This window comes from Mesorhizobium sp. WSM4312, from assembly GCF_002294875.1.
In the GTDB taxonomy this organism is placed as follows: domain Bacteria; phylum Pseudomonadota; class Alphaproteobacteria; order Rhizobiales; family Rhizobiaceae; genus Mesorhizobium.
In genome coordinates, this window is sequence record NZ_NSFU01000006.1 from 15,001 (window position 1) to 39,238 (window position 24,238).

The following is a 24,238-nucleotide window of genomic DNA, read 5'->3' on the forward strand; positions in this document are numbered from 1 at the left end:
GGGCGTGGCGCTGTTCGCCGCCCTTGACGGGCGCCAGCAACTGGCGACGCCACCCGAAATCGCGGAACTGATCGGCCTTTCCAGCAATGGCGATTCCGGCGAGGTGGCCAAGACAACGAGGCTTGTGGCGCCGCGTCAGATCGCCAAGGCCAAGGACCGCCGCCGCATGGAAGTGTCGATGGTCACCAAGGTCGGCGACCGCGACGTCATCCACACAATGCCTTTCGTGCAGATCAAGATGGCGCTTGCCGCGGGCCACACCACTAGCCGACCCTACCCGCCTTTCGACCCGATGCAGGTGTTCGGCGACGACGGTGACGACGCTCCGGCGCAACCGGCGGCGGTCTCCGCCGCCTCCGGCCAGATCTATGGCGCCAAGGTCGAAAGCGAGATGAGCCTGAAGACCGTCGACTTCCCGATCGAGACGGCGGCCTTCGACGAGAAGAGCGATCTGTCCGCCGACGAGGTGGAAAAGGTGGTGCGCGAGGCCGGCACCGACCTTAGCGACGGCGCCGTGCAGGTCGCTTCACTCCACTATGTCGATCCGCAGCGATTCGGCGAAGCCTTCGCCGAGAGCATGGCCGGCTCCTATGACGTCAAGATCGTGCCGGAAAACGTCTCGGTGTCGCCGCGTGCTGCCACTGACGACCAGGCGCCGGCTTTCGCCGAGGAAATCATTCCCTTCACCAAGGACACCGACCTCACCGAGGCTTTTGCCGATTCGGGTTATACGGGCGACGACGCCACCGGCATGGCCGAAGCGATCGCCAAGCTGTTGAACGCGCCGACGCTGAAAGCCGGAACCGTGCTGCGCGTCGGTCTCGAAGTCCATGGCGACGCCGCCAAGGTCGTGCGCACCAGCGTCTACGACAGGACCACCCATATCGTTACCATCGCGCTCGATGACCGCGGCCAGTATGTGCCGGCGCAGGAGCCGGATCCCAATCCCGAATTGTTGACGGCATTTGACGATTCGTCGGCGCCGGTGGTGGTGCGCGGCAACCTGCCCACTGTCTATGACGGTATCTACCGCACCGCCTATTCCTACGGCATGTCAAAGAAAATGACCCAGCGGCTGATCAAGCTGCTGGCATCTGGCGTCGACTTCCAGTCACGACTCAATCCGTCCGATCGCCTCGAAGTGCTGTTCTCGCAGCCGGACGGGGATGACCAGACCTCCGACGATTCGGAGCTCCTCTATGTCTCGGCGAACTTCGGCGGTACGACGCGCAACTTCTATCGCTTCCAGATGCAAGACGGCAGCACCGACTATTTCGACGAGGATGGATCGAGCGCCGAGCAGTTCCTGCTGCGCAACCCGCTGCCCAACGGAAGATTCACCTCGGGCTTTGGCGCGCGCAAGCATCCTATCCTGGGGTATGTCCGTATGCACACGGGCACCGACTGGGCCGCCCCGATCGGATCCCCGATCATCGCCGCCGGCAATGGCGTCGTCGAGAAGGCCGGTTGGGCTGGCGGCTATGGCAAGCAGATCATCCTGCGCCATGCCAATGGCTACGAAACCTCCTACAACCACCAGAGCGCCTTTGCAAAAGGCATCGAGCCGGGCGTTCGGGTTCGCCAGGGCCAGGTCATTGGCTATCTCGGCCAGACTGGTCTTTCCACCGGTCCGCATCTCCACTACGAGCTGATCGTCAACGGCACCAAAGTCGATTCGATGCGTGTTCGGCTGCCGGTCGGCAAGGTGCTGAAGGGCGACGACCTCGTCGCCTTCAAGCGCGAGCGCGAGCGCATCGACGACCTGCTGAAGCAGGAAGAAGGCAATTCGCTCAAGGTCGCGAGCGCCAAGATCGACGGCTAGAGCGATTCACCGTTTCCCGAGGGAAAGCGCTACGCGCTTTGCCCGGAAAAACCGCTCACACTGGAATGCTCTGAACCCTGGCCAGCCCGGCATCGGCGAATCAGTTTCGCGACGAATCAGCTGACGATTCATCGGTGTGGCGCGGCCAGGGCAGCGTCTGACCCGAAACGGTAATCCATGCGATGATCGCGGCAAGCAGGCAGAGCACGGCGGTCGTCAAGGATATGGCTGAAAAGGCCATGTCGCTGGCAGCAAGCCGTGTTGCTTCGAGTTCGGGCGGCAGGCCTGTCGATACCGGTTCGCCAAACCCCGGAATGCCTGGCCTGACCCTGGTGTCGAGCATCGTTGAATAGACCCAGGTGGCAAGCGAGCCCATTGCCGCCACCGCGATCAGGCCGCCAACGCGCGAGACGGCATTGTTGATGCCGGAGGCAGCCCCCGTATCCTTGTCTTCCACCGCCGTCATGATCGCGGTGGACAGTGGCGAGACGACCAGCGCCATGCCGAGGCCCATCAGCGCCATCAGCGGAAATATTCCGGTCCAGAAATGGTGGATGCCGGCACGGGCGAGCAAGGCAAGTCCGGCGAAGGCGAAAGCCACGATCAGGCTGCCGCAGGCGATCGGGAAACGCGGTCCGATCCGGTCCGACAACTGCCCGACCGGTCCCGACAGAAGGGCGATCGATGCCGACAGCGGCAGGAAGATGAAGCCGACCTCCGCCGTGCTCAGTCCCCAGCCGGCGATCAGCAGCATCGGCAGATAGAAAAGATTGGCCGACAGCGCGAAATAGAGGAAGAAGGTCGCCACATTGGCACCGGCAAAAGCGCCGATGCGAAACAGGCTGAGGTCGATCATCGGCTCGCGTCGCCGGTGTTCGAACAGGATGAAGACCACAAGCAGTACCGCGCCGGCGGCAATGCTCGGCCCCGCCATATTGCCCTCGCCGCTCGAACTCATCGAGGTCAGCCCATAGGCGAGTGCGCCGAACGCCAATGTCGCGAGCGCACCCCCGCCGAGATCGAGGCTGCGTTTTTCCGTCGCCGCATCGGCCGGGATCTTGACGAGCAGCAAGTAGATCGAGATCAGCCCGAGCGGCAGGTTGACGGCGAAGATCGCCCGCCAGATGCCGGCGCCGAAAGCCGACAGCACCAGGCCGCCGAGCACCGGCCCGAGGGCCGTGGTCAGCGCCGAGGCGGCGGCCCAGATGCCGATTGCACGGCCGCGCTCCTTTTTTGGATAGGCCTTGGCGATGATGGCGAGGCTGCCCGGCACCATGATCGCCGCACCAATACCCTGGACAGCGCGAAACCCGATCAGCACGACAGCATTCGGCGCCAGCGCGCAGGCGAGCGAGGCAACGATGAACAGCGCGATGCCGGCCACGAAGGCACGGCGCAGCCCGAACCGGTCGCCGGCGGCGCCGCCGGCAAGGATCAGCGCCGAAAGCGTCAATGCATAGGCATTGGAGATCCACTGCGCCTCGGCAAGGCTGGCGCCGAGGTTGACACGGATCGCCGGCATGGCGATGGCCAGGATCGAGCCGTCGATGAAGCCGAGCGCCGAGGCCAGGATCGCCGCGATCAAGACGAATCGCCGCTGCGATTGCGGACAAAAGGTTCCGTTCGTGACCGGGCTGGTCAGCGGGACGGCGGCGGCTTCATTGGGCGAATGCATGCCACCTCACTTAGACCCCAAGCGCGCCGGCAACAACCGGCCAGCAGCTTGCAGTCCTTGAAACCAGCCAATTGGCCAGGATGCGTCCCGTGCTGATGCAAACGCCGGCAGTCATGCTAAGTTTTCCGGAAGAACGGCAGCCGGGGGGCAATCAATGAAACGTCCACTTGAAGCGTCGGCGGAAGGACGCGGCCGCATTGTCGGCATCACCGACGGCGTCTTTGCCATCGCGCTCACGCTCATCGTGCTCGAGATCAGGGTGCCGGCGCATGAGAGCGTGCATTCCGAGCACGATCTGCTCGTCGCCATCGCCTCATTGGCACCGCGCTTCCTGACTTATGCCTTGAGCTTCCTGACGCTGACCATCTTCTGGTTCGGCCAGCAGGCTCAGCATGGGCTGATCGCCAAATCCGACAGGCGTCTTGCCACGCTGAATCTCTGCTTTCTCGCCTTCATCGCGCTCTTGCCGTTCTCGACCGACCTTCTGGCGGACTTCCTCGAATTCAGGACGGCGGTGCTGGTCTACTGGCTCAACCTGCTGATGCTCGGCGTCATGCTGTTCGCCAGCTGGCGCTATGCGGAAAAGAACGGCTTTGTCGCCGAAGATGTCGATGCCGAAACGAAGCGCACGGTCTATCTGCGCATCGTCAAGGCACAGATCCTGTGGGCGGTCGGCGCGCTGCTCTGCCTGGTCACGCCGTTGCTCAGCGTCGGCTTCATCCTGGTGGTGCAGCTGATCTATGCCGCCGCGCCGCGCGGCTCATTGCTGCGCAAAGTCATCGGCTGAAGGTCCGCCGACAAACTCCACGGTGACGCCTGGCGACACCAGCTTGGCGAGTTCGCGCGCATCCCAGTTGGTCAGGCGCACGCAGCCATGGCTTTCGGTCTTGCCGATCTTCGACGGCTCGGGCGTTCCGTGGATGCCGTAGGTCGGCTTGTCCAGGGCAATCCACACCGAGCCGACGGGGCCGTTAGGGCCTGGCGGAATGGTCAGGATCTTGTCGTTCTGGCCCTGCTTGAAATTGATGTTCGGGTTGTAGGTGTAGTTCGGGTCGAGCGCGATGCGCGACACGGCGTGGATGCCGGTGGGCGAAGGCGTGTCGGCAGAGCCGATGGTCGCGGGATAGGCCGCGACCAGCTTGCCGCCCGCATCGTAGGCGTACGCTTCCTTCCTGGTCTTGTCGGCGACGATGCGCGCGACCGGCGTCGAGACCAGCTTGCCGAAATTGGCGACCTTGATGATCGTGCCGGGACGGTTGAAGTCGAGGCCCTTGTTGATCGACTTCAAATAGTTCTCGTCCATGTGGAAGCGCTCGGCCAGCGCCTCGGTGACGGAGGTGTAGCCCATGCGGTCGAGCTGCGCCTTCTGGCTGTAATCTTCCGGGATCGAGGCGACATAGGGGCCAGCCGCATCTTCCGCTGTGATGGTGTAGCTGGCGAAAGCATCGCCGCCCGATTGCGCGAGCGCTGCCTGGATGCCGACTGTGTCCGTCGATTTCAGATTGCTGCCGGTGATCTGGTTATAGGCGGCCAGGGCCTTATCGACATTCGAGCCGAAACGCCCATCGATCACGCCCGGCGAAGCGCCGCCGCGGTCGAGCAGCACCTGCAACGCCGCCACGTCCTGGCGCACGCCGAGCGACAGCGACGGATCGACGGCGGCCTTGCCGCCAGTATCCGGCGGCAGGGAAGCCTGCGTATCCGGATTGACCTGCTCTACGTCCGGCTGCGCAGGGTCTATCGCGGCCTCGTCTAGCGGCTGGCGCTTGATGGCGCCCGGCTTTGCCGTTGGCGCATCGGGATAGCTGTTGTCGTAATTGCCGTCGTCCTGCGGCGCCGGCGGATAGGCTTCGACCGAATTGTCGCCATAGGGGTCGTATTCGTCCGCCGGCGGAGGGATGACCCGGCCTTCCTCCTCCAACTGCTTGCGGCGGAAGCGCGCCATGTCTTGTGGATCGTCGAGATAGTAGCGGTCATCATCGGCGGGAGCCCGGCCCAATTCGCGCAACCTTGTCTCGCGGCGCAGTGCACGCCGGTCAAGCCGCGTCTGCGGCGGCTGGATGGCGATGACCTTGCCGGTGTCGGCATCGACGATGACGCGGTTGCCGCGGGCGTCGTAATAGATGTCCAGATTTCCGTCCTGGGCCACAAGAATGCCGCCATCATCGGTGGCGCGGGCAACCTTTGGTGCACTGTCTTGCGCCGGCGCGGCAAGCGCACCGAAAGACACAAGCCCGGTGGCAAGCGCCGAAAGGGCAAAGATCGTGCGGAACATCGTGGCCAACTCTCCGGTCCCTAATTGCCGCCGCCCGGCATTGTACACTGGGCGAACCCCTTCGCCAGCAAACCAGTTACCCCACCCTATGGTTCCAATATGAACCGGGCATGAAGATGGCGGTTTTTCGGCGCACCGACGAATACTCGCTAGCTTGCGAGCCCCAATTCCTTGCGCGCCTGCTTGGTCAGCTTCAGGGCGACAAGGCGATGGCTCTCGCGCAAATAATCCTCCAGCGCAGCATCATCCATGCTCTGGCTTGTCCGACGCTGGATCCACTTCATGCCGCGCGAGGCAAGGTAGGGCGCGGGCCGCAAACCCGGCTGCTCCCTCAGCACGTCATAGGCGATGTCGGAACATTTGAAGGTGACGAAGAGCTGCTGGCCCTGATCCCAGCCGCCGATCGCAAATACCTTGGTGCCGACCTTCCAGACATGGGCGCCACCCCACTGGACGACGTGGTTTACCGCGGGCAGTGAGGCGCAGAAGCCATTGTAATCGTCCAGCGTCATCCGCCCTCCACCCTCAATATGAAAACGCCGCGCGTCCAGGATGGACGCGCGGCGTTGAAATCAGGCCGCCGCTTCGGTCGCGACGACCGTCGGCTTCGAGCGGAAGTTCAACCGGTCGGAACCGGACGTGACCTTGACGGTCGAACCGTCGAGAATCTCGCCAAGCAGGATCTTCTCCGCCAGCGGATCCTGCAGTTCCTTCTGCATCACCCGCTTCAGCGGCCGCGCGCCATAGGCCGGGTCGTAGCCCTTGGCCGCCAGCCACTCAATCGCCTCGTGATCCAGCGACAGCGTGATCTTGCGATCGACGAGCAGGCTTTCCAGCCGCTTGAGCTGGATTTCGACGATGCGGTCCATGTCCTTGCGGCGCAGCCGGTGGAACAGGATCACCTCGTCGACGCGGTTGAGGAATTCCGGCCGGAACGATGCCCTGACCACGCCCATCACCTCGTCGCGCACGGCATCGACATCCTGGTCCTCGCCGAGATTGACCAGATATTCGGCGCCAAGGTTCGACGTCATGATGATCAGCGTGTTGCGGAAATCGACCGTGCGGCCCTGCCCATCGGTGAGCCGGCCGTCATCGAGCACCTGCAAGAGCACGTTGAAGACATCGGGATGCGCCTTCTCGATCTCGTCGAACAGCACGACCTGATAGGGCCGGCGCCGCACCGCTTCGGTCAGCGCGCCGCCTTCCTCATAGCCGACATAGCCGGGAGGCGCGCCGATCAGCCGGGCGACCGAGTGCTTTTCCATGAACTCCGACATGTCGATGCGCACCATGGCGCTGTCGTCGTCGAACAGGAAGCTTGCCAGCGCCTTGGTCAGTTCGGTCTTGCCGACGCCCGTCGGCCCGAGGAAGATGAACGAGCCGATCGGCCGGTTCGGATCCTGCAGCCCGGCACGGGCACGCCGCACCGCCTTGGAAACGGCTTGCACCGCCTCGCCCTGGCCGACGACCCGCTTGCCGATCTCGTCTTCCATGCGCAGCAGCTTGTCACGCTCGCCCTGCAGCATCTTGTCGACTGGAATGCCGGTCCAGCGCGAGACGATATGGGCGACGTGGTCCGGGGTGACCACTTCCTCGACCATGCCGGCCTTGCCGTCCTGGGCTTCGGCTTCCTTCAGCTTCTTCTCGAGTTCCGGGATCTTGCCATAGGCAAGCTCGCCGGCGCGCTGGAACTCGCCCTTGCGCTGGGCAATGGCAAGCTCGTTGCGTGCCTCGTCGAGCTGCTTCTTCAAGTCGGCCGCAAGCCCGAGTTTCTGTTTCTCGGCCTGCCACTTGGTTGTGATCTCGGTCGATTCCTCCTCAAGGCCGACAAGTTCCTTCTCCAGGCGGGCGAGCCGGTCCTTCGAGGCATCGTCCGTCTCGACCTTCAGCGCCTCGCGCTCGATCTTGAGCTGCATGATGCGGCGGTCGATCTCGTCCAGCGCCTCGGGCTTGGAATCGACCTGCATCCTCAGCCGCGAAGCGGCCTCGTCGACCAGGTCGATCGCCTTGTCCGGCAGGAAGCGGTCGGCGATATAGCGGTTGGACAGCGTCGCCGCCGCCACCAGCGCCGAGTCCGAGATACGCACCTTGTGGTGCTGCTCGTATTTTTCCTTCAGGCCGCGCAGGATCGAGACGGTGTCCTCCACCGTCGGCTCATCGACAAAGACCGGTTGGAAACGGCGGGCAAGTGCGGGATCCTTCTCGACATGTTTTCTGTATTCATCGAGCGTGGTCGCGCCGACGCAGTGCAGTTCACCGCGCGCCAGCGCCGGCTTCAGCAGGTTCGACGCATCCATCGCGCCGTCCGCCTTGCCGGCGCCGACCAGCGTGTGCATCTCGTCGATGAACAGGATGATGTTGCCATTGGCCGAGGTGACTTCGGAGAGCACTGCCTTCAGCCGCTCCTCGAACTCGCCGCGATATTTGGCACCGGCGATGAGTGCGCCCATGTCGAGCGCCATCAGCTGCTTGTCCTTCAGCGATTCCGGCACGTCGCCATTGACGATGCGCAGCGCCAGGCCTTCGGCGATCGCTGTCTTGCCGACGCCCGGCTCGCCAATCAGCACAGGATTGTTCTTGGTGCGGCGCGACAGCACCTGGATGGTGCGGCGAATCTCGTCGTCACGACCAATGACCGGGTCGAGCTTGCCGGCGCGCGCGTCGGCAGTCAGGTCGCGCGCGTACTTCTTCAGCGCGTCATAGCCTTGCTCGGCGCTCGCCGAATCGGCGGTGCGGCCCTTGCGGACATCATTGATGACCTGGTTCAGCGCCTGCGCGGTGACGCCGGCTTTTGCCAGTATGTCGGCGGTCTTGGCCGACTTTTCCATGGTGAGCGCCTGCAGCAGCCGTTCGACCGTGACGAAGCTGTCGCCGGCCTTCTTGGCCAGTTCTTCCGCCGTCGAGAACACCTTGGCCAGCGGCTGCGCCAGATAGAGCTGGCCATTGCCGCCCTCCACCTTCGGCATTGCCTCGAGCGCCGTCTCGACGCCGAGCTTGACGTCGCGGACGTTACCGCCGGCGCGCTCGATCAGCGACGCGGCCAGGCCCTCGTCATCGTCGACGAGCACCTTCAGAATGTGTTCGGGGGTGAATTGCTGGTGATTGCGGGAGAGCGCCATGGTCTGCGCGGACTGGATGAAGCCGCGCACGCGCTCGGAGTACTTCTCAAGGTTCATATCTGTCTCCTTCCATCACCGGCCCGCTTTGCGGCGCCGGATCAGATTGCGGTGACGGACCCGCCCATTCGAGCCGGATCCTGTTCAGCCGAGATATGGTGCATAGGCCATGCCGTCTCAAGGCGCCTTGATGTCGGTCAATGCATAATATTCCACGTCAGCCGAAACGAAAACGGCGGAGATTTCTCCCCGCCGTTCAACGTCTTGAAATGCCGTTCGATCAGTTGTCGATGTCGACGATCGCCGGCTCGGCATTGCCGCTATCGGCCGGGGCCGCGGCCACCTCGCCGGCATCCGCATTGTCGCTGCCGCCATCGACCTGGTCGGCACTGGCGCGCGGACGGCGCGGACGGCGCGGACGACGGGCAGCGCCGCTCTCGGCTGCCGCCTCGTTGAGCTCGGCCTGGGCGGCAAGAGCCGCCGGCGAAAAACTCTCGAACAGCGGCGCCGGCTCGGCGACGGCAACGGTCTCGGCGGGTGAACCAGGCTCTAGCTGCACCTCCGCCTGTGCCGGGGCTTCGTTGCGCTGCTGGCCGCCTTGCTCGGTCGGTGACGGGTAATCACGCTGGCCATAGCCGCCATTTGGGCGGCGATCGCGGTGACGCCCGCCATTGTTGTCGCGGCCACCATTGTTGCGCCCGTTGTTGTCGCGCCCGCCATTGTCGCGCCCACCATTGTCGCGATTGTCGCGGCCGTCACGGTTCAGTGCGACCTCGGCCGGCATGCCCTCGATCACCGGCTGCGGACCGGCGCCATGGTTGATGACAGGAATTTGCGGATCGGAGACGGTGTTGCCGCCATTGCCGGCGCCATTGTTGCCGGCATTGTCGAAATCGTCGCGATCTTCATCGCCGTCATCGTCGAAATCGTCACGGTTCTGCTGGACGTTCTGGATCGGCATCTGCGCCTGCGCGGCGGCAATGATGCGATTGTAGTGTTCGGCGTGCTGGAGATAGTTCTCCGCCATGACCCGGTCGCCGGAGCTTTGCGCGTCACGGGCCAGGGTAGCGTATTTCTCGGCGATCTGCTGAGCCGATCCACGGATCTTCACATCCGGGCCGTTGCTCTCGTAGTTGCGCGTCAGGGGATTCGGGCCCTTGCGGTTGTTGTTGTTGTTATTGTTGTTGCCACCGCCGCCGCCATTGTTGTTGCGACCGCGCATGCGCCTGTTCTGCTGTTGTGGCCTCATTCGACTCTCTTCATCTTGAAATTTTCGAAAACTCGTTACGAACGGAGGCGCTCATGCAGCCAGCCGTTTCGTTTCTTCACCGGCGTTCGCCCGCATCAATTGCGTTGGCGCCACGTGCCATCCTGTTCCGGTTACATCACTTGCCGGACGATTCCCGCACGAAGCTTGGGCGTCGTTTGCGCAAGAAGGCAGCTATTTCCAAGGAGGACCGAATCGCTAAGAGCACTGCCTGCTTCGTCTCATCCGGTTGAGGCGACCCTAGCCGCATTCCCTGGTATTGCCAAGCGGTTTTTTCGCACTGCGTCAAGGCTTATCCCCATTGAAAGACAAGAACCCTGTCGTTTCCGCCGAGATCACGCAAAGCAGCAGCCGATGCATAACCAGCCGCCTTGAATATATCCGTAACCTCGTTGCGTTGCGTATGGCCGATCTCGACCGCAATCCTGCTTTCGGCTTCTAGAAACCGTGCCGCCTCGGCGGCAATGATCCTGTAGGGGTTCAGCCCATCCACGCCGCCATCCAAGGCTTGGCGTGGGTCGAAATCGCGGACCTCGTCCTGCAGATTTCCAATGTCTCCTGACGGTATATAGGGAGGGTTTGCGGCAATTACATGGTATCGGCCGGAAACTTTTTCGAACCAGTCCGACTGCACCGTCGTGAACCTGGCCTCGAGTCCGAGTTCCCCGGCATTGCGCGCCGCCGTCGCCAGCGCACCGGCGGAAATGTCGACACCGGTGGCGGTCGCGGCCGGCACGGCACTCAGCAGCGCCAGCGCGATCGCTCCCGTCCCGGTGCCGAGATCAAGGATGCGGCAGGCCCCCTCCCGCGCGGCCATTGCCTTGACGAAAGGCAGCACGGCCTCGACCAGCGTTTCGGTATCCGGCCTCGGCTCGAGCGTTTCCGGCGACAGCAACAGGCGCAAACCGTAGAATTCGCGGTAGCCGAGGATGCGGTGCACCGGTTCGCCACCCGCCCGGCGTCTCAGGGCGGCATCGATCGCGGCGATGGTGTTGCTGTCGATCATGCGTTCAGGATCGGCAATGGCCTGCGTGCGCGTCGTGCCGGAAAAATGTTCGACGATCAGCCGCGCATCGAGCGCCGGATCGCCGACCCCGGCCGCCATAAGCCTGGCCCGCGCTGCCCGCAGCAGCGGCCCCAGCGCCTCGGGCAGAGGGTCAGCCATCAAGGCCGATATCGGCCAGCAGCTTCGACTGGTGATCGGCGATCAGCGCGTCGATGATCTCGTCGAGCTCGCCCATCATCACCCGGTCGAGCTTGTAGAGCGTCAGGTTGATGCGATGGTCGGTGACGCGGCCTTGCGGGAAATTGTAGGTGCGGATGCGCTCCGAACGGTCGCCGGAGCCGACCTGCGATTTGCGCGATTCAGAGCGTTCCTCATCTGCCTTGCCGCGCTCCAGGTCATAGAGCCGGGCGCGCAGGATCTGCATGGCCTTCGCCCGGTTCTGGTGCTGCGACTTCTCCGCCTGCACCACCATGATGCCGGTCGGCAAATGGGTAATGCGCACCGCCGAATCGGTGGTGTTGACGTGCTGCCCGCCGGAGCCCGAGGCACGCATCGTGTCGATGCGGATGTCTTCGGCGCGGATTTCGATGTCGACCTCTTCCGCTTCCGGCAGAACGGCCACGGTCGCCGCCGAGGTGTGAATGCGCCCACTGGACTCGGTCGCCGGCACGCGTTGCACGCGATGAACGCCGGATTCGAATTTCAGATGGGCAAACACGCCCTTGCCCGAGACGGTGGCGATGATTTCCTTGAACCCGCCGGCATCGCCGTCGCTGGCCGACACGGTTTCGAACCGCCAGCCGCGTTCGGCGGCATAGCGCTCATACATGCGAAACAGGTCGCCCGCGAAGAGCGCCGCCTCGTCACCGCCGGTGCCGGCACGGATTTCGAGGATGGCGTTCTTGTCGTCGGCGGCATCCTTGGGCAGGAGCAGGATCTGGATATCCTTCTGCAGCGTTTCGATACGCTCCTCCACGCCGGGCAGATCCGCCTCGGCGAGCGCCCGCATCTCGGCGTCGGTGCCCTTGTCGGCAAGCATTGCCTCGAGGTCGACCTGCTCATGCTCGGCCGAGCGCAATTCCCTGACCTTGGCCACCATGTCCTGCAACTCGGCATATTCCGATGCCATCCTCACATAGGCATCCGGCGCCGGGCCGGCCGACATCTGCGCTTCGAGCATCTCGAAACGCTTGACGACTTGATCCATACGATCGCGGGGCAAATTGACCATGAGGGGGACGCTACAACGGAATCGAGCGGTCGTCGGCGAAGGCCTGCAGCAGCGCCCGCATCGGCAACCCCTGTGCCGGCGCCATCAGATTGTCGTCGAAGAACGCCGTCAGCTCATCCAGCGGCAGTTCCGTCAGCATCGCCTTGACCGGTCCGATCGAGGCCGGCGACATCGAGATCGAGCGGAAGCCAAGACCGATCAGCGCCATCGCCGAGATCGGCTTGCCGGCCAGTTCACCGCACAGCGTCACCGGCGTGTGGTTGCGGATGCCGGCGTCGGCGATCTGCTTGAGCACGCGCAGGAACGGCGCCGACAACGTGTCGAAGCGGTTGGCCAGTTGCGTGTTGCCGCGGTCGACCGCCATGACGAACTGGAACAGATCGTTCGAGCCGACCGAGACGAAATCGACCGCCTTCATCAATTCGTCGAGCTGGAACAGAAGCGACGGCACTTCCAGCATCGCGCCCAGCTTGAGGCTGGTCGGCAGATGATGGGCGAAACGCGAGAGATGCCGCACCTCGCGGTCGATGATTTCGCGCGCCTGGGCGATCTCGCCAAGCTCGGTCACCATCGGCAGCATCAGCTTGAGCTCGCGCCCGCCGCTGGCCTTCAGCAGGGCGCGGATCTGGGTGCGCAGCAACCCGGGCCGGTCGAGCGTCAGCCGGATCGCCCGCCAGCCGAGCGCCGGGTTTTCTTCTTGGATGGCGCCCTTGAAATAGGGCAGCACCTTGTCGCCGCCGATGTCGATGGTGCGGAAGGTGACAGGTTTGCCGCGCGCGGCCTCCAGCACGTCGCGATAGAGCTTCTCCTGCGCCTCGGCGCGCGGAAACGTCGAGGCGACCATGAACTGCAGTTCGGTGCGGAACAGGCCGATGCCGGCAGCGCCCGATTCGGCCAGTTGCGGCAGGTCGACGGCAAGCCCGGCATTCATTAGGAGATCGACTTGCACGCCGTCCCTGGTCGTCGACGGCTTCTTGCGCAGTTCGCGATAGACCTCTTGCCGTCGGGCGCGGAACCGCACCTTTTCGGCATAGGCCGCTTCGAGATCGGACTGCGGCCGCAGATGAATCGTGCCTTCCTCGCCGTCGACGATGATGGCGTCGCCGTTTTCCGCCATGGAAACGGCGCCCTTCATCTGGCCGGCGACCGGAATGCCCATGGCGCGCGCGACGATGACGACGTGGCTGGTGGCGGCACCATCCTCGAGCACCAGCCCGCGCATTTTCTCCCTGGGGTAGTCCAGCAGCTCTGCCGCGCCCATCGAGCGGGCGACGATGATGGCGTCCTTTGGCAGCGAGGCCGCGACATCTTCCGGCCCGCGGCCCATCAGCTGGCGCAAGAGCCGGTTGGCGAGGTCGTCGAAATCGCTCATCCGCTCGCGCAGATAGGGGTCGGTCATGTGCAGCATGCGGGCGCGCATGTCGCTCTGCACCTTTTCCACGGCCGCCTCGGCCGTCAGGCCGTTGCGGATTGCCTCCTCCAGGCGCCGCACCCAGCCGCGGTCGTTGGCGAACATGCGGTAGGCTTCCAGCACCTGGCGATGCTCGCCCTCGAAGGCGACGTCGCGGCGCTCCAGCATGTCGTCGATGGAGAGCCGCAGCGAACCGAGCGAGCTCTCCAGCCGCCGGACCTCTTCCTCGCTGTCCTCATTGAACAGATTGGTAACGACGATGCGCGGCTCATGCAGCACGACATGGCCGAGCCCGACACCGTCGTTGAAGGACAGGCCGGTGAAACTGACGGGCCGGCGCAGGTCGAGTTCCAGCCCAGGCCGGGTCAGCCGCGCCAGATCGCCGGTGGCGATCATCTCGGCGATGACCATGGCGGTGGTTTCCAGCGCCTCGACCTCGTCGTCGCGATAATGGCGCATGGTCTTGTTCTGCACGACCAGGACGCCCAGCGTGCGCCCGGCCCTGAGCACCGGCACGCCAAGGAAGGAATTGTAGATCTCTTCCCCGGTCTCCGGCAGATAGGCGAAAGCCGGATGTTCCTGCGCATTGGACAGATTGAGCGGCCGCGCGCTGGCCGCGATGGTGCCGACCAGGCCTTGCCCGAGCCGCAGCTGCGCCAGGTGGACGGCGTTCGGGTTCAGACCCTCGGTGGCGTAGAGCTCAAGCACCGAATCGGCGCGCAGCACATAGAGCGAGCACACTTCCGCGACCATGTTGGAAGCGATGTCGCGCACGATCCGGTCAAGCCGCTCCTGCGGCTCCAGCGGCTCTTGCATGAGCTCGCGGAGCCGTTTCAGCAAAACGCGCGGGCCGCTGGCCTGGTCACGCATCGCGGCTTCTTCTCCAATGAAACACTTGCCGGCGCAGTTTCCGCCGCTGCCGGCATGCGCGCAACAACTGATTCAGTCTTGCTACTGCTTATCCAGACCGTAGACGGAATGCAAAGTGCGAACCGCAAGTTCGGTGTACGGACCGTCGATCAGTATCGAAATCTTGATCTCGGAGGTGGTGATGGCGCGGATATTGATCGCCTTCTCGGCCAGCGCCTTGAAAGCCGTGGCGGCGACACCGGCATGGCTCCTCATGCCGATGCCGATGACCGAAACCTTCGACATGCCGGCTTCCGACTGCACGACATCGTAGCCGACCTCGGCCTTCAGCCCGTCGAGCACGGCCAGCGCCTTGTCGACGTCACCCGAAGGCACGGTGAAGGTCATGTCGGTGAACTTGCCGTCCTCGGAGATGTTCTGGACGATCATGTCGACATTGATGTTGGCCTCGGCCAGCGGCCCGAAAATGCCGGCGGCGACGCCAGGGCGGTCGCCGACGCGGCGCAGCGAAATCTGGGCCTCGTCCTTGGCGTAGGCAATTCCGGTGACGACCTGCTGTTCCACGATCTCTTCCTCGTCGCAAATGAGCGTTCCCGGAGGATTGAGCAAATCCCCCATTCCGGGCGCGTCGGGATCGTCGAAGGACGACCGCACGAAGGTACGCACCCTGTGCACCATGGCAAGCTCGACCGAACGCACCTGCAGAACCTTGGCGCCGAGCGAGGCCATTTCAAGCATTTCCTCGAAGGAGATCTTGGCCAGCCGCCGCGCCTTGGGCTCGATGCGCGGATCGGTGGTGTAGACCCCGTCGACGTCGGTGTAGATGTCGCAGCGGTCGGCCTTGACCGCCGCGGCGATGGCGACCGCGCTGGTGTCGGAACCGCCGCGGCCGAGGGTCGCGATGCGGTTGTCCGGCCCGATGCCCTGGAAGCCGGCGATGACGGCCACCTGGCCCTCGCCGAAGCGCTTGATCAGGAAGGCGCCGTCAATGTCGAGGATGCGCGCCGCGCCATGCGCGTTGTCGGTCTTGATCGGGATCTGCCAGCCCTGCCAGGAGCGGGCATGTACGCCCATGTTCTGCAAGGTGATGGCCAGCAGGCCGGCGGTGACCTGTTCGCCGGAAGCGACGACCGCGTCATATTCGCGTGCGTCGTGCATCGGCGAGGCCTCGCGCGTCCAGCCGACCAGCTCGTTGGTCTTGCCGGCCATCGCCGAAACCACCACCGCCACCTCATGGCCGGCATCGACCTCGCGTTTGACGTGACGCGCCACATTGCGGATGCGGGCGATGTCGGCGACGGAGGTTCCGCCGAATTTCATCACGATACGCGCCATGGAAGCGAAATGCCTTTGACTGAAGCCGGCCAGGAGCCGAAAACGAAGGAAAGCGCCCGGCTGGCGCCGGCCGCTGAATGCGCGGCCTCCTTAGCCAAATGCTTTGGGTTTCGCAAGGCTGGCGGCGGAATGCCGGCTTCAAGAAGACGGCATATTGCCATCCAGGCCAGCGCCGCGTACCAAATGCTGCCCGCGGGGGATTTCCTTTTGGCTCGGCATAACAGATGATTGCTCGTCTTCGGCGCGCCATGCGGTTGCAATCGCTGCCGCTTGTCGCCGGCTTTGCTGTGCTGACGCTGATCGTCGGCACCCGCGCGCTGCTCGTCGAGGGACAAAGGGCCAATCGTGCCGCCGCGCGCGAGACAATCGAATACCAGCAACAGCTTTCAGGGCTGCTTTCATTGGCGCAGGAAGCCGAGGCAGGCCAGCGCGGCTATCTGCTGACCGGCGAGAAATCCTATCTCGAACCGTACCAGAAGGCTGTCGACGCAATTCCGGGCCAACTTGCCCACATCGATGCCATGACATCGTCCAATGATCAGCTCGCCCCGCAGATCAGCCACATCAAGGATGCGCTGGCGCAAAAGCTGGCTGAAATGTCCGAGACCATCGCCCTCTACGACAAGGGCGATGCGTCAAAGGCGCTGGAACTCGTCCGCGGCGGCCAGGGCAAGGCCGCCATGGACGATATCCGCGCCAGCATAGACACGATCCGGCGCATCGGCGCCGCCGACATCGCCGCGCGCGATGAACACACGGACCAGGCCGAGGCCTGGCTGCGTGTCGGTTCGCTTGCGGCTCTCGTCGCGATCTTCCTGCTCGGCGCCTACACCATCCGCCAATCCCGCCGCCGATTCCGCGAGGTCGCCACCGCCCAGGAAGAGCTGATGCGCAAGAACATCGAGCTCGGCAACGAGATCGACACGCGCGAGAAGGCCGAATCCCAGATTCGCCAGATGCAGAAAATGGAGGCGGTCGGCCAACTGACAGGCGGCATCGCCCACGATTTCAACAATATGCTGGCGGTCATCCTCAGCGCGATGAACCTTGCCCAGCGCAAGCTGAAGCGCGGCGAGAATGACATCGAGAAATTCATCGAGGCCGCGACGGATGCGGCCAACCGTGCCGCCAATTTGACCTCCCGGCTGCTTGCCTTCTCGCGCCTGCAGCCGCTGGCGCCGCAGGTGGTCGACACCAACCGGCTGTTGACCGGCATGTCCGACCTTCTGCACCGCGCGCTCGGCGAAGGCATCCGGGTCGAAACCGTGCTGGCGGCGGGCCTGTGGAAAACCTACGCCGACCCCAGCCAGATCGAGAACGCCATCCTCAACCTTGCCGTCAATGCCCGTGACGCCATGGACAATGACGGCCAATTGACCATCGAGACCGCCAACAGCCACCTCGACGACGCCTACGCCGCGACGCATGCCGAAGTCACGCCAGGCCAATATGTGATGATCGCGGTAACCGACGCCGGCACCGGCATGTCACCCGAGGTCATCGCCAAGGCGTTCGAACCCTTCTTCACGACCAAGCCGGTCAACAAGGGCACGGGACTTGGGCTGAGCCAGGTGTTCGGCTTCGTCAAGCAGTCGGGCGGCCACGTCAAGATCTACTCCGAACCGGGCCAAGGCACGACGATCAGGATCTATCTGCCCCGGTTTTTCGGACCGGAGGAGCCGGCGGCACCCGCCGGGCGCGGCAAGAGCGCCGCCAGGGTCACCGGAACGATCCTCGTCGTCGAGGACGACGCCCGCGTACGGGCTGCCACGACAGAGGCCATGCGCGAACTCGGCTACACGGTCATCCACGTTGGAAGTGGCCAGGAAGCCCTTCAGCAGCTGGCGGCGACATCGGACATCGCCGTGCTTTTCACGGATATCGTCATGCCTGCGATGAACGGCCGCAAGCTCGCCGAGGAAGCGGTCGCACGCCAACCCGGTCTGAAGGTCATCTTCACCACCGGTTTCACCAGGAATGCCGTCGTCCATAACGGCGTGCTCGACCATGACGTGCACTTCCTGGCCAAGCCGTTCACCATCGAGCAACTCGAAGCCAAGCTGCGCGACGTGCTGGACGCAAAATAGGCCGCGCCAGAACGTCCTTCAGCCTGAGGCAGTCACGCTTGTCCACAGGCCGGGATAGTCGGCGACGAAGCCGTGCGGCGAGACACCAAGGATCTCGTCATAGCCGAACACGGGCGCGCTGTAGGCGTAGCGGGTCTCGTCGAGACGCCGATAGCTTTGCTCGAGAAGCACCATGTCGAGCGTTGGAAAGCTCAGATAGGCGGCTGGAGCGGGCGTCGCCTCGCCGATGCCGAGGTCGAACCGGCGTATCGCCAGCAGGTTCGATGCCGGCGTGAAGCCGAGGTCGACGTCGACAAGGCCGGCAACGCCCCGCTGAGGCTCGCCGTTCAGCATCCACTCGCCGTCGGCACGTCGTTCAATGGCATAGTGCAGCTCGCGCATGCCGAGAAAACCATCGACCCGCGCCGATCGCGTGCACCAGCCGGCGTCGCAAATCACCTCATAGGCAAGGCAGCATGGCTTGCCGTCCTGGACGAAGATGGCCTGTCCCTGGAGGCTGTGCCCGCCATCGGCTTGCGACAGCAGGCAGGCGTCGTGGCCCTCCACATCCAGCCTGCGCCAAAGGATCGAAGCCGTCATGACCTTCATCGTGCACTCCTTCGAATCCAAACGATGCCCCTCATTCGCCAGCCGGCCAATTGTGTTTCACCGCCGCGGTCGACAACTGACATGCCCTGACAGGATGCTGTGCCCTGTCGGCAGAGGAAAATTGTTGCCTTGACTTTCCCGCCTACACGCCCGACTTCCTAGCGTTCGAGGAGACCAACCAATGCCAGAAGCCCGACGATCGACGATCGATGCCGGAGAAGTGGAACGCTTTTCCGCCCTTGCCGCCGAATGGTGGAACCCGAACGGCAAGTTTCGTCCGCTGCACAAATTCAATCCGGTCCGGCTTTCCTATATCCGCGACCAGATAGCGACGCGCTTCGGTCGTGACCCGCGTGCCGCGCGGCCGTTCGAGGGGCTGCGCATCCTCGATATCGGCTGCGGCGGCGGTCTTTTGTGCGAGCCGATGGCGCGTCTTGGCGCCGAGGTCGTGGGAGCGGACGCCTCCGAGACAAACATCGAAGTGGCGAAACTGCACGCAGCCGAGGGCAATGTGATCGTCGACTACCGAGCCACAACTGCCGAGGATCTTGCCGACGCCGGCGAAACATTCGACGTCATCCTCAACATGGAAGTGGTCGAGCACGTCGCCGACATCGATCTGTTCGTCGCCAAATGCGGCCAGATGGTCCGCCCCGGCGGCATCATGTTCGTGGCCACCATCAACCGCACGCTGAAGGCGCTGGGGCTCGCCATCATCGGTGCTGAATATGTGCTGCGCTGGTTGCCGCGCGGCACTCACCAGTTCGGCAAGCTGGTGCGCCCGGAAGAACTGGAGAAGGCGCTCGACGGCGCCAGCCTGACGGTCATCGACCGTACCGGCGTCACCTACAATCCGCTTGCCGACCGCTGGGCGCGGTCGAAGGACATGGACGTCAACTACATGGTGCTGGCGGAGAAGGGATCCGTCTGATCCGGCGCACTTTTCCTGGAATTTCCTCCAAGGTGTGTCGGGATTGAGGTCAGGCCGAGTCGAAAATGGTGGCTTCCGAGAACCGGAGCGGAGCGCATTTTTGGCTACGCGAGCACCGGCCTTAGGCGTCGAGTGGCCGATAGCCTCCGCGCCAGTAGATCAGCGCCTGGCCGGCATCGCGGGTGCGCACCGCCTCGACCGAACCGATGACGATGGAGTGCGTGCCGCGGTCGATCATCTCGTCGAGGCTGCAGTCGAAGGCGGCCACCGCGTCCGAAAGCAGCGCGGCTCCGGTCTTCAGCGTCACCCATTCGGCGCCCTCATAGCGGTCCTTGCCCTTGATGCCGCCAAAGCCGGAGAAACGCTCCGCCACGGCTTGATGCCGAGGTCCCAGCGAATTGACGCCGAAATGCCCATAGCGCTCGATAACCGGCCAGGTCGATGACGATCGGTTGACGCAAGCGATCACCTTTGGCGGTTCGGCCGACAGCGAGACCACCGAAATGACGACAAGGCCGGACCGGTCGTCGCCGACACCGGCGGTGATGACGCTGACATTGCCGACGATCAGCCGCATGGCGGCGCGGAAGTCGGCGACGCTGACCGAAGCTTCTGTCATGGACATTGCCTCTTCGCTTTTTTGCTAAGCCGCCGACTGCATCGCGGTCGGTGCGATGCGGATGCCTCTCTCTTCGAGAATGGGGAGCACGGTGTCGCGGAAATAGGGGAATTCCTCGACATAATCGACGAAGGACAGTGTCGAGCCGCGAAAGCCTGCCGCGTGCAAGGCGGTGATCCCGTCGGCGACCTGCTCGGGCGTGCCGGTGAGCGGGAAGCCGCCATGGCCCGCCGCCATGCGGTCGCGAATGAGCGCCAGAAGATCATGCGGGAACGACTGCGCATGGGCGAACTGCAGCCGAACCAGATTGTCGACCGCCGCCCAGTCGGCGTTGGCGCGGCCGAAATGTTCGAGATAGTCCTTGGCTTCCTTTTCGGTCGGCCGGCAGACGACATGGGCAAAGGTCAGCACGTCGACTTTGCTGCCGGCGGCCCTCGCCTGCTCCTTCAGCGCAATGATCTCATCCTTGGAGCGCGCCAGTTCGATTGCCGGCGTGAACAGGAAATCGGCGTTGCGGACCGCGAATTTGCGGCCCTCCTCCGACCCGGCGGCATTGAGGATCGGCAGCCGAGACGACGGACGCGGGTCGCCAAGCACATTCTTGAGCTTGAACCAGGTGCCGTCCCAGTCGAAGGCTTCCGTGCGCTCCCACAGCGCCTGGACAATATCGAACCATTCCTGGGCATAGCCGTAGCGCGTGACATGGTCATCGGGCAGTGTCAGCCCTAGCGCCTCATATTCCGGCTTGTTCCAGCCGGCGACGATGTTGAGCCCGATGCGCCCGCGGCTGATCTGGTCGATGGTCGCCAGTTGCTTGGCGACGACCACCGGATGGTTGGCCGCCGTGTGGGTGGTGGCGAAGACCGTGATGTTGCGGGTGAGCGCCAGAAGCCCGGCCGCCCAGGTGATCGTCTCCAGCACATTGCCGTGGAAATTCGTCTCGCCGCCATAACCGATCCAGCGCGCGATCGGCAGCATGAAGCGCTACGCCGACATCCGCTCCGTCCTGCTCATCGATGCGGTGACGCGCATTCCCGAAATGGCCGACAAGCTTGAAGATGTCGCGCGCACGCTCGAACTGATGACCGGCATCTACGAACAGGCGGCGCGGGCCGCCGCCACGCACCGCCGCCGGAACCCAAGGCCGGAGCCCGGCGGCGACGCCGACGGCGGCGGAAAACTCTGACGACGTTTACGCAGGCTGCGGCTCCGCGACGACCTGGCTCTGCGCCTTCGTGGTGATGAAGACGCCTGCGGTGATGATGGCGGCGCCGGCCCAGGTCAGCAACTGATAGTGCTCGCCAAGGAAGATCGTGCCGGCAAACAGGCCGACCGCGGCCGCCACATAGCCGATCTGGCTGAGATAGACCGGGCCGCCGACCGACTGCAGCCGGAAGAAGAAGGCAAACATCGCAGACGCCGATGCTACCTGCGCGATGACGACCAGCGGCACGCCTCCGAGCGGCGCGAAGGCCTTGATGCCGAACAGAGCGAGAATGCCGGCGAGCAGCAGTGTCGCCGACGCCAGATGGCTGCCGACGGCAAGCTCGATCGGGCCGGTGCCTTCCGGCCAGTCGACGGTGCGGTAGATGTTGCCGGCGGCAAGGCTGACCGGGATCAGCAGCCCCATCACCACCCAGAACAGATCGGCCGGCTGGCCGGCCTCGCCGCGCGTCGCCGCCACCATCACGGCGCCGACGAAACCGACGGCTATGCCGATGATGCCCAGCATGTTGGGGCGCCGGACGCGCAGCAGGATCGAGAACACCAGCGTGACGACAGGCGACAGCGTGAACATGATGCCGGTATAGCCGGCGCCCAGATGCGGGATGGCCGAGAACATCAAGAGATTGGGGACGGCATAGGACACGGCGGCCGTGAGGAGGAAATAGCGCAGTTTGTGCGCGGTGAGCCGGATACGCTGCCCGCGCAGCAAAAGCACGCACAAAAGCACGCCGCCGGCGCCGAGCGAAATGACGAAAGCCCAGACCATGGCCGGCACGCCGGCTGCCGTGGCGAGCTTGCCGAAGGGCAGTGTCAGGCCGAGCAGGCCGCCGGTGACGACCAGCAGGCCGAGCGCCGAATCCCAGAGAAATTCCATCGGATGGTCCCGTCACTCAATCGTAAAATTTGGCACTTGCGGCGCTTGGCCGGTGCTGTACCTTAAGATAAGATAACGCAAAGATTCTTAACGTCAAGATATTTAACGGTGAGACAGATGGATCGCGCGGCGAAGGCGATCGAGCAGTGGAAACGGGAGCGGCCGGACCTTGATGTCTCGCCGATGGGCGTGCTTGGGCGATTGAACGAAGCCTCGTCGTTGATCGCGCGTGATCGCCTGGCTCCGCTGTTTGCGCAATTCGGATTGCAAGCCGGCGAGTTCGACGTGCTGGCAACGCTGCGCCGCTCAGGCTCACCTTACGCGCTGACGCCGACAGATCTCTACGAAGCGACCATGGTAACCTCAGGCGCCATGACCAACCGGCTCGACCGATTGGAAAAGGCCGGATTGATCCTGCGCGGCCCGCACCCCAACGACCGGCGCGGCATCGTCGTGCAGCTTACCGAGAAGGGTCTCGCCTTGATCGACGAGGCCCTGACCGCCCACGTCGCCAATGAGCACGAGATCCTCGCGGGCCTGACGCCTGCGGAACGGGAAACGCTCGCGCACCTGCTTGAGAAATTGATAGGCAGCGTGAGCTGAACCTCAGTTGCGGTCGTCCGGAAACACCGGGATCGGCATGAAATCGACGCCATCCTCGGCCAGCCCCTTGGCCTCTTCCAGCGTCGCCTCGCCATAGATGCCGCGCGGGTCGGTTTCGCCGAAATGGATTTTTCGCGCTTCCTCGGCGAATTTGTCGCCGACATAGTCGGCATTCTCGCGCACCTTCTCGGCCATTGCCTTCAGTTGTGCCAGGGCCTGCTTCTGCGCCTCACCCATGGCGAGCGCTATGGTCTCATGCTTGCGCGCCGTGGAAACGGCGGGCGACATAAGGGCCTTCTCTACCTTGTGCGAGCCGCAGCTCGGGCAATCGACAAAGCCACGCTTCTTCTGGGTGTCGAAATCGTCATTGCTGCGGAACCAGCCCTCGAACTCGTGCTCGTTCTCGCAGATAAGGGAAAAGCGGATCAAGAGGCAGCACCCCTGAGTCGCGGCGCATCCACCGCGCCGGCATTGATGGTGAAATCCCGCGCATTCTTCAAATTGGGGATCTTCTTGCGCGCCGCAAGCGACTGCGCCGGGTCGATCTCGGCGACAATGACCGCAGGCTCGTCATGCGCGGCTTCGGCGATGATGCGCCCCCAGGGATCGACGATCAGCGAATGCCCAAACGTCTCGCGGCCGTCCTCGTGCAGGCCGCCTTGCGCGGCGGCGACGACAAAGGCGCCGTTCTCGATGGCACGGGCCCTGAGCAGCACATGCCAGTGCGCCTCGCCGGTCTGTCGGGTGAAGGCGGCGGGCACGGTCAAAACATCGGCGCCAGCCAGCGCCTCGTTGCGGAACAGTTGCGGGAAACGCAGGTCGTAGCAGACCGCAAAGCCAAGCTTCGCGGCGCCCGCTACCTCGGTCACGACGGCCTCGGTGCCTGGTTCGTAGGCCGCAGATTCGCGCCAGCTCTCGCCATTGTCGAGGTCAACGTCGAACATGTGGATCTTGTCATAGGTGGCGAGCGTCGCGCCGTCCGGACCGAACAACAGCGCCCGGTTGGCGAGCTTGCCGTCGGCGCGCAGGAGGGCGGTCGAGCCGATATGCAGGAAGACGCCGAGTTCGCGCGCCAGTCCGCGCCCAGTCGCGACGATGATGTCCTTGTCTTCGGAGGTGAAGGAGGCGGCGCGCGCCTGCTTGTCGCGGATCAGCGCCCCGGTCATTTCCGGCGTCTGGATATAGGTCGCGCCCTGACAGGCCGCCTCCCGCACCAGCCGTTCGAGATCGACCGCATTTCGCTCGGGGCTTTCACCGGAACGCATCTGGACCGCCGCAGCCTTGAAAACACCCATCGT

The 24,238-nt window shown here is 64.0% G+C and carries 21 protein-coding genes (1 of these 21 cut by a window edge); 6 read left to right on the forward strand and 15 right to left on the reverse strand.

Translation table 11 applies throughout. The features are described 5' to 3' along the window. Positions 1-1,822, forward strand: partial view of a M23 family metallopeptidase gene (locus CK228_RS10735; RefSeq protein ID WP_179295876.1) — the 3' portion only. Its footprint begins 149 nt before the window's first position; 1,822 of the gene's 1,971 nt are visible here — the last part of the coding sequence; the start codon falls outside the window, past its left edge; its stop codon occupies positions 1,820-1,822. 100 nt (positions 1,823-1,922) lie between these two features. Here the strand turns inward: CK228_RS10735 and CK228_RS10740 are convergent, their stop codons facing one another. Further along, positions 1,923-3,497, reverse strand: a complete 1,575-nt coding sequence (locus CK228_RS10740) for an MFS transporter (RefSeq protein ID WP_095787842.1) — start codon at positions 3,495-3,497, stop codon at positions 1,923-1,925. 154 nt (positions 3,498-3,651) lie between these two features. Here CK228_RS10740 and CK228_RS10745 point away from each other — a divergent pair, with 154 nt between their 5' ends. After that, entirely contained in the window at positions 3,652-4,284 is a 633-nt protein-coding gene (locus CK228_RS10745) for a TMEM175 family protein (RefSeq protein ID WP_095787843.1), read from the forward strand. Here CK228_RS10745 and CK228_RS10750 read toward each other — a convergent pair. The 8 genes from CK228_RS10750 to CK228_RS10785 form a co-directional block, all read right to left on the reverse strand. Beyond that, positions 4,258-5,772, reverse strand: coding sequence for a L,D-transpeptidase family protein (locus CK228_RS10750; protein WP_095787844.1), 1,515 nt, complete (start codon positions 5,770-5,772; stop codon positions 4,258-4,260). The two genes, CK228_RS10745 and CK228_RS10750, sit on opposite strands and share 27 nt — an antisense overlap. Before the next feature lie 149 nt (positions 5,773-5,921). Further along, positions 5,922-6,284: an MmcQ/YjbR family DNA-binding protein gene (locus tag CK228_RS10755; RefSeq protein ID WP_095787845.1), complete on the reverse strand. Its 363-nt coding sequence runs from the start codon at positions 6,282-6,284 to the stop codon at positions 5,922-5,924. 60 nt (positions 6,285-6,344) lie between these two features. After that, positions 6,345-8,951 (reverse strand): ATP-dependent chaperone ClpB, encoded by a 2,607-nt coding sequence (gene clpB / locus CK228_RS10760; RefSeq protein WP_095772317.1) that lies wholly within the window; start codon positions 8,949-8,951, stop codon positions 6,345-6,347. A gap of 220 nt (positions 8,952-9,171) precedes the next feature. Next, a complete protein-coding gene (locus tag CK228_RS10765; RefSeq protein WP_095772316.1) occupies positions 9,172-10,140 on the reverse strand; it encodes a DUF4167 domain-containing protein in 969 nt (322 codons plus the stop codon). A gap of 310 nt (positions 10,141-10,450) precedes the next feature. Next, positions 10,451-11,323 carry a peptide chain release factor N(5)-glutamine methyltransferase gene (prmC, locus tag CK228_RS10770; protein WP_095787846.1) on the reverse strand — a complete coding sequence of 291 codons (873 nt, stop codon included), beginning with the start codon at positions 11,321-11,323 and terminating at the stop codon, positions 10,451-10,453. After that, positions 11,316-12,395 (reverse strand): peptide chain release factor 1, encoded by a 1,080-nt coding sequence (prfA, locus tag CK228_RS10775; protein ID WP_095787847.1) that lies wholly within the window; start codon positions 12,393-12,395, stop codon positions 11,316-11,318. Before prfA ends, prmC begins: the two co-directional genes overlap by 8 nt. A 10-nt stretch (positions 12,396-12,405) precedes the next feature. Further along, positions 12,406-14,676 carry a phosphoenolpyruvate--protein phosphotransferase gene (gene ptsP, locus CK228_RS10780; RefSeq protein ID WP_019861345.1) on the reverse strand — a complete coding sequence of 757 codons (2,271 nt, stop codon included), beginning with the start codon at positions 14,674-14,676 and terminating at the stop codon, positions 12,406-12,408. 81 nt (positions 14,677-14,757) lie between these two features. Beyond that, positions 14,758-16,011: an aspartate kinase gene (locus CK228_RS10785; RefSeq protein WP_095772313.1), complete on the reverse strand. Its 1,254-nt coding sequence runs from the start codon at positions 16,009-16,011 to the stop codon at positions 14,758-14,760. A gap of 248 nt (positions 16,012-16,259) precedes the next feature. Between CK228_RS10785 and CK228_RS10795 the strand changes: the two genes are divergently transcribed. After that, the gene (locus tag CK228_RS10795) at positions 16,260-18,098 is read left to right on the forward strand and encodes a CHASE3 domain-containing protein (protein ID WP_095772312.1); all 1,839 of its coding nucleotides are present in this window, start codon (positions 16,260-16,262) and stop codon (positions 18,096-18,098) included. An 18-nt stretch (positions 18,099-18,116) separates the two neighbouring features. Here the strand turns inward: CK228_RS10795 and CK228_RS10800 are convergent, their stop codons facing one another. Next, positions 18,117-18,686 (reverse strand): putative glycolipid-binding domain-containing protein, encoded by a 570-nt coding sequence (locus CK228_RS10800; protein WP_095787849.1) that lies wholly within the window; start codon positions 18,684-18,686, stop codon positions 18,117-18,119. A 181-nt stretch (positions 18,687-18,867) separates the two neighbouring features. Between CK228_RS10800 and ubiG the strand changes: the two genes are divergently transcribed. Beyond that, entirely contained in the window at positions 18,868-19,617 is a 750-nt protein-coding gene (gene ubiG / locus CK228_RS10805) for a bifunctional 2-polyprenyl-6-hydroxyphenol methylase/3-demethylubiquinol 3-O-methyltransferase UbiG (protein WP_095772310.1), read from the forward strand. Positions 19,618-19,738: 121 nt separating this feature from the next. On the opposite strand, the gene CK228_RS10810 is transcribed toward ubiG, so the two are convergent. Both CK228_RS10810 and CK228_RS10815 read right to left on the reverse strand, forming a co-directional pair. Next, on the reverse strand, positions 19,739-20,236 hold the full coding sequence (locus CK228_RS10810) for a flavin reductase family protein (protein ID WP_095787850.1): 498 nt from the start codon (positions 20,234-20,236) through the stop codon (positions 19,739-19,741). Positions 20,237-20,260: 24 nt separating this feature from the next. Continuing rightward, on the reverse strand, positions 20,261-21,214 hold the full coding sequence (locus tag CK228_RS10815; protein ID WP_245438005.1) for an LLM class flavin-dependent oxidoreductase: 954 nt from the start codon (positions 21,212-21,214) through the stop codon (positions 20,261-20,263). Between CK228_RS10815 and CK228_RS10820 the strand changes: the two genes are divergently transcribed. Beyond that, entirely contained in the window at positions 21,213-21,422 is a 210-nt protein-coding gene (locus tag CK228_RS10820) for a hypothetical protein (RefSeq protein WP_245438006.1), read from the forward strand. The two genes, CK228_RS10815 and CK228_RS10820, sit on opposite strands and share 2 nt — an antisense overlap. 6 nt (positions 21,423-21,428) lie before the next feature. Here the strand turns inward: CK228_RS10820 and CK228_RS10825 are convergent, their stop codons facing one another. Then, positions 21,429-22,337 carry a DMT family transporter gene (locus CK228_RS10825; protein WP_095787851.1) on the reverse strand — a complete coding sequence of 303 codons (909 nt, stop codon included), beginning with the start codon at positions 22,335-22,337 and terminating at the stop codon, positions 21,429-21,431. A 117-nt stretch (positions 22,338-22,454) separates the two neighbouring features. Here CK228_RS10825 and CK228_RS10830 point away from each other — a divergent pair, with 117 nt between their 5' ends. Next, on the forward strand, positions 22,455-22,940 hold the full coding sequence (locus tag CK228_RS10830) for a MarR family transcriptional regulator (protein WP_095787852.1): 486 nt from the start codon (positions 22,455-22,457) through the stop codon (positions 22,938-22,940). A 3-nt stretch (positions 22,941-22,943) separates the two neighbouring features. On the opposite strand, the gene CK228_RS10835 is transcribed toward CK228_RS10830, so the two are convergent. Both CK228_RS10835 and CK228_RS10840 read right to left on the reverse strand, forming a co-directional pair. Beyond that, positions 22,944-23,369 (reverse strand): DUF1178 family protein, encoded by a 426-nt coding sequence (locus CK228_RS10835; protein ID WP_095787853.1) that lies wholly within the window; start codon positions 23,367-23,369, stop codon positions 22,944-22,946. Beyond that, the gene (locus CK228_RS10840; RefSeq protein WP_095787854.1) at positions 23,366-24,235 is read right to left on the reverse strand and encodes a carbon-nitrogen hydrolase family protein; all 870 of its coding nucleotides are present in this window, start codon (positions 24,233-24,235) and stop codon (positions 23,366-23,368) included. The genes CK228_RS10835 and CK228_RS10840 overlap by 4 nt, the downstream gene beginning before the upstream one ends. Positions 24,236-24,238 lie beyond the last annotated feature (3 nt).

Coding starts and splice junctions, on each gene's coding strand:
- CK228_RS10740 (WP_095787842.1), bottom strand. CDS start 3,497: ATGCATTCGCCCAATGAAGCCGCCGCCGTCCCGCTGACCAGCCCGGTC.
- CK228_RS10745 (WP_095787843.1), top strand. CDS start 3,652: ATGAAACGTCCACTTGAAGCGTCGGCGGAAGGACGCGGCCGCATTGTC.
- CK228_RS10750 (WP_095787844.1), bottom strand. CDS start 5,772: ATGTTCCGCACGATCTTTGCCCTTTCGGCGCTTGCCACCGGGCTTGTG.
- CK228_RS10755 (WP_095787845.1), bottom strand. CDS start 6,284: ATGACGCTGGACGATTACAATGGCTTCTGCGCCTCACTGCCCGCGGTA.
- clpB (WP_095772317.1), bottom strand. CDS start 8,951: ATGAACCTTGAGAAGTACTCCGAGCGCGTGCGCGGCTTCATCCAGTCC.
- CK228_RS10765 (WP_095772316.1), bottom strand. CDS start 10,140: ATGAGGCCACAACAGCAGAACAGGCGCATGCGCGGTCGCAACAACAAT.
- prmC (WP_095787846.1), bottom strand. CDS start 11,323: ATGGCTGACCCTCTGCCCGAGGCGCTGGGGCCGCTGCTGCGGGCAGCG.
- prfA (WP_095787847.1), bottom strand. CDS start 12,395: ATGGTCAATTTGCCCCGCGATCGTATGGATCAAGTCGTCAAGCGTTTC.
- ptsP (WP_019861345.1), bottom strand. CDS start 14,676: ATGCGTGACCAGGCCAGCGGCCCGCGCGTTTTGCTGAAACGGCTCCGC.
- CK228_RS10785 (WP_095772313.1), bottom strand. CDS start 16,011: ATGGCGCGTATCGTGATGAAATTCGGCGGAACCTCCGTCGCCGACATC.
- CK228_RS10795 (WP_095772312.1), top strand. CDS start 16,260: ATGCGGTTGCAATCGCTGCCGCTTGTCGCCGGCTTTGCTGTGCTGACG.
- CK228_RS10800 (WP_095787849.1), bottom strand. CDS start 18,686: ATGAAGGTCATGACGGCTTCGATCCTTTGGCGCAGGCTGGATGTGGAG.
- ubiG (WP_095772310.1), top strand. CDS start 18,868: ATGCCAGAAGCCCGACGATCGACGATCGATGCCGGAGAAGTGGAACGC.
- CK228_RS10810 (WP_095787850.1), bottom strand. CDS start 20,236: ATGACAGAAGCTTCGGTCAGCGTCGCCGACTTCCGCGCCGCCATGCGG.
- CK228_RS10820 (WP_245438006.1), top strand. CDS start 21,213: ATGAAGCGCTACGCCGACATCCGCTCCGTCCTGCTCATCGATGCGGTG.
- CK228_RS10815 (WP_245438005.1), bottom strand. CDS start 21,214: ATGCTGCCGATCGCGCGCTGGATCGGTTATGGCGGCGAGACGAATTTC.
- CK228_RS10825 (WP_095787851.1), bottom strand. CDS start 22,337: ATGGAATTTCTCTGGGATTCGGCGCTCGGCCTGCTGGTCGTCACCGGC.
- CK228_RS10830 (WP_095787852.1), top strand. CDS start 22,455: ATGGATCGCGCGGCGAAGGCGATCGAGCAGTGGAAACGGGAGCGGCCG.
- CK228_RS10840 (WP_095787854.1), bottom strand. CDS start 24,235: ATGGGTGTTTTCAAGGCTGCGGCGGTCCAGATGCGTTCCGGTGAAAGC.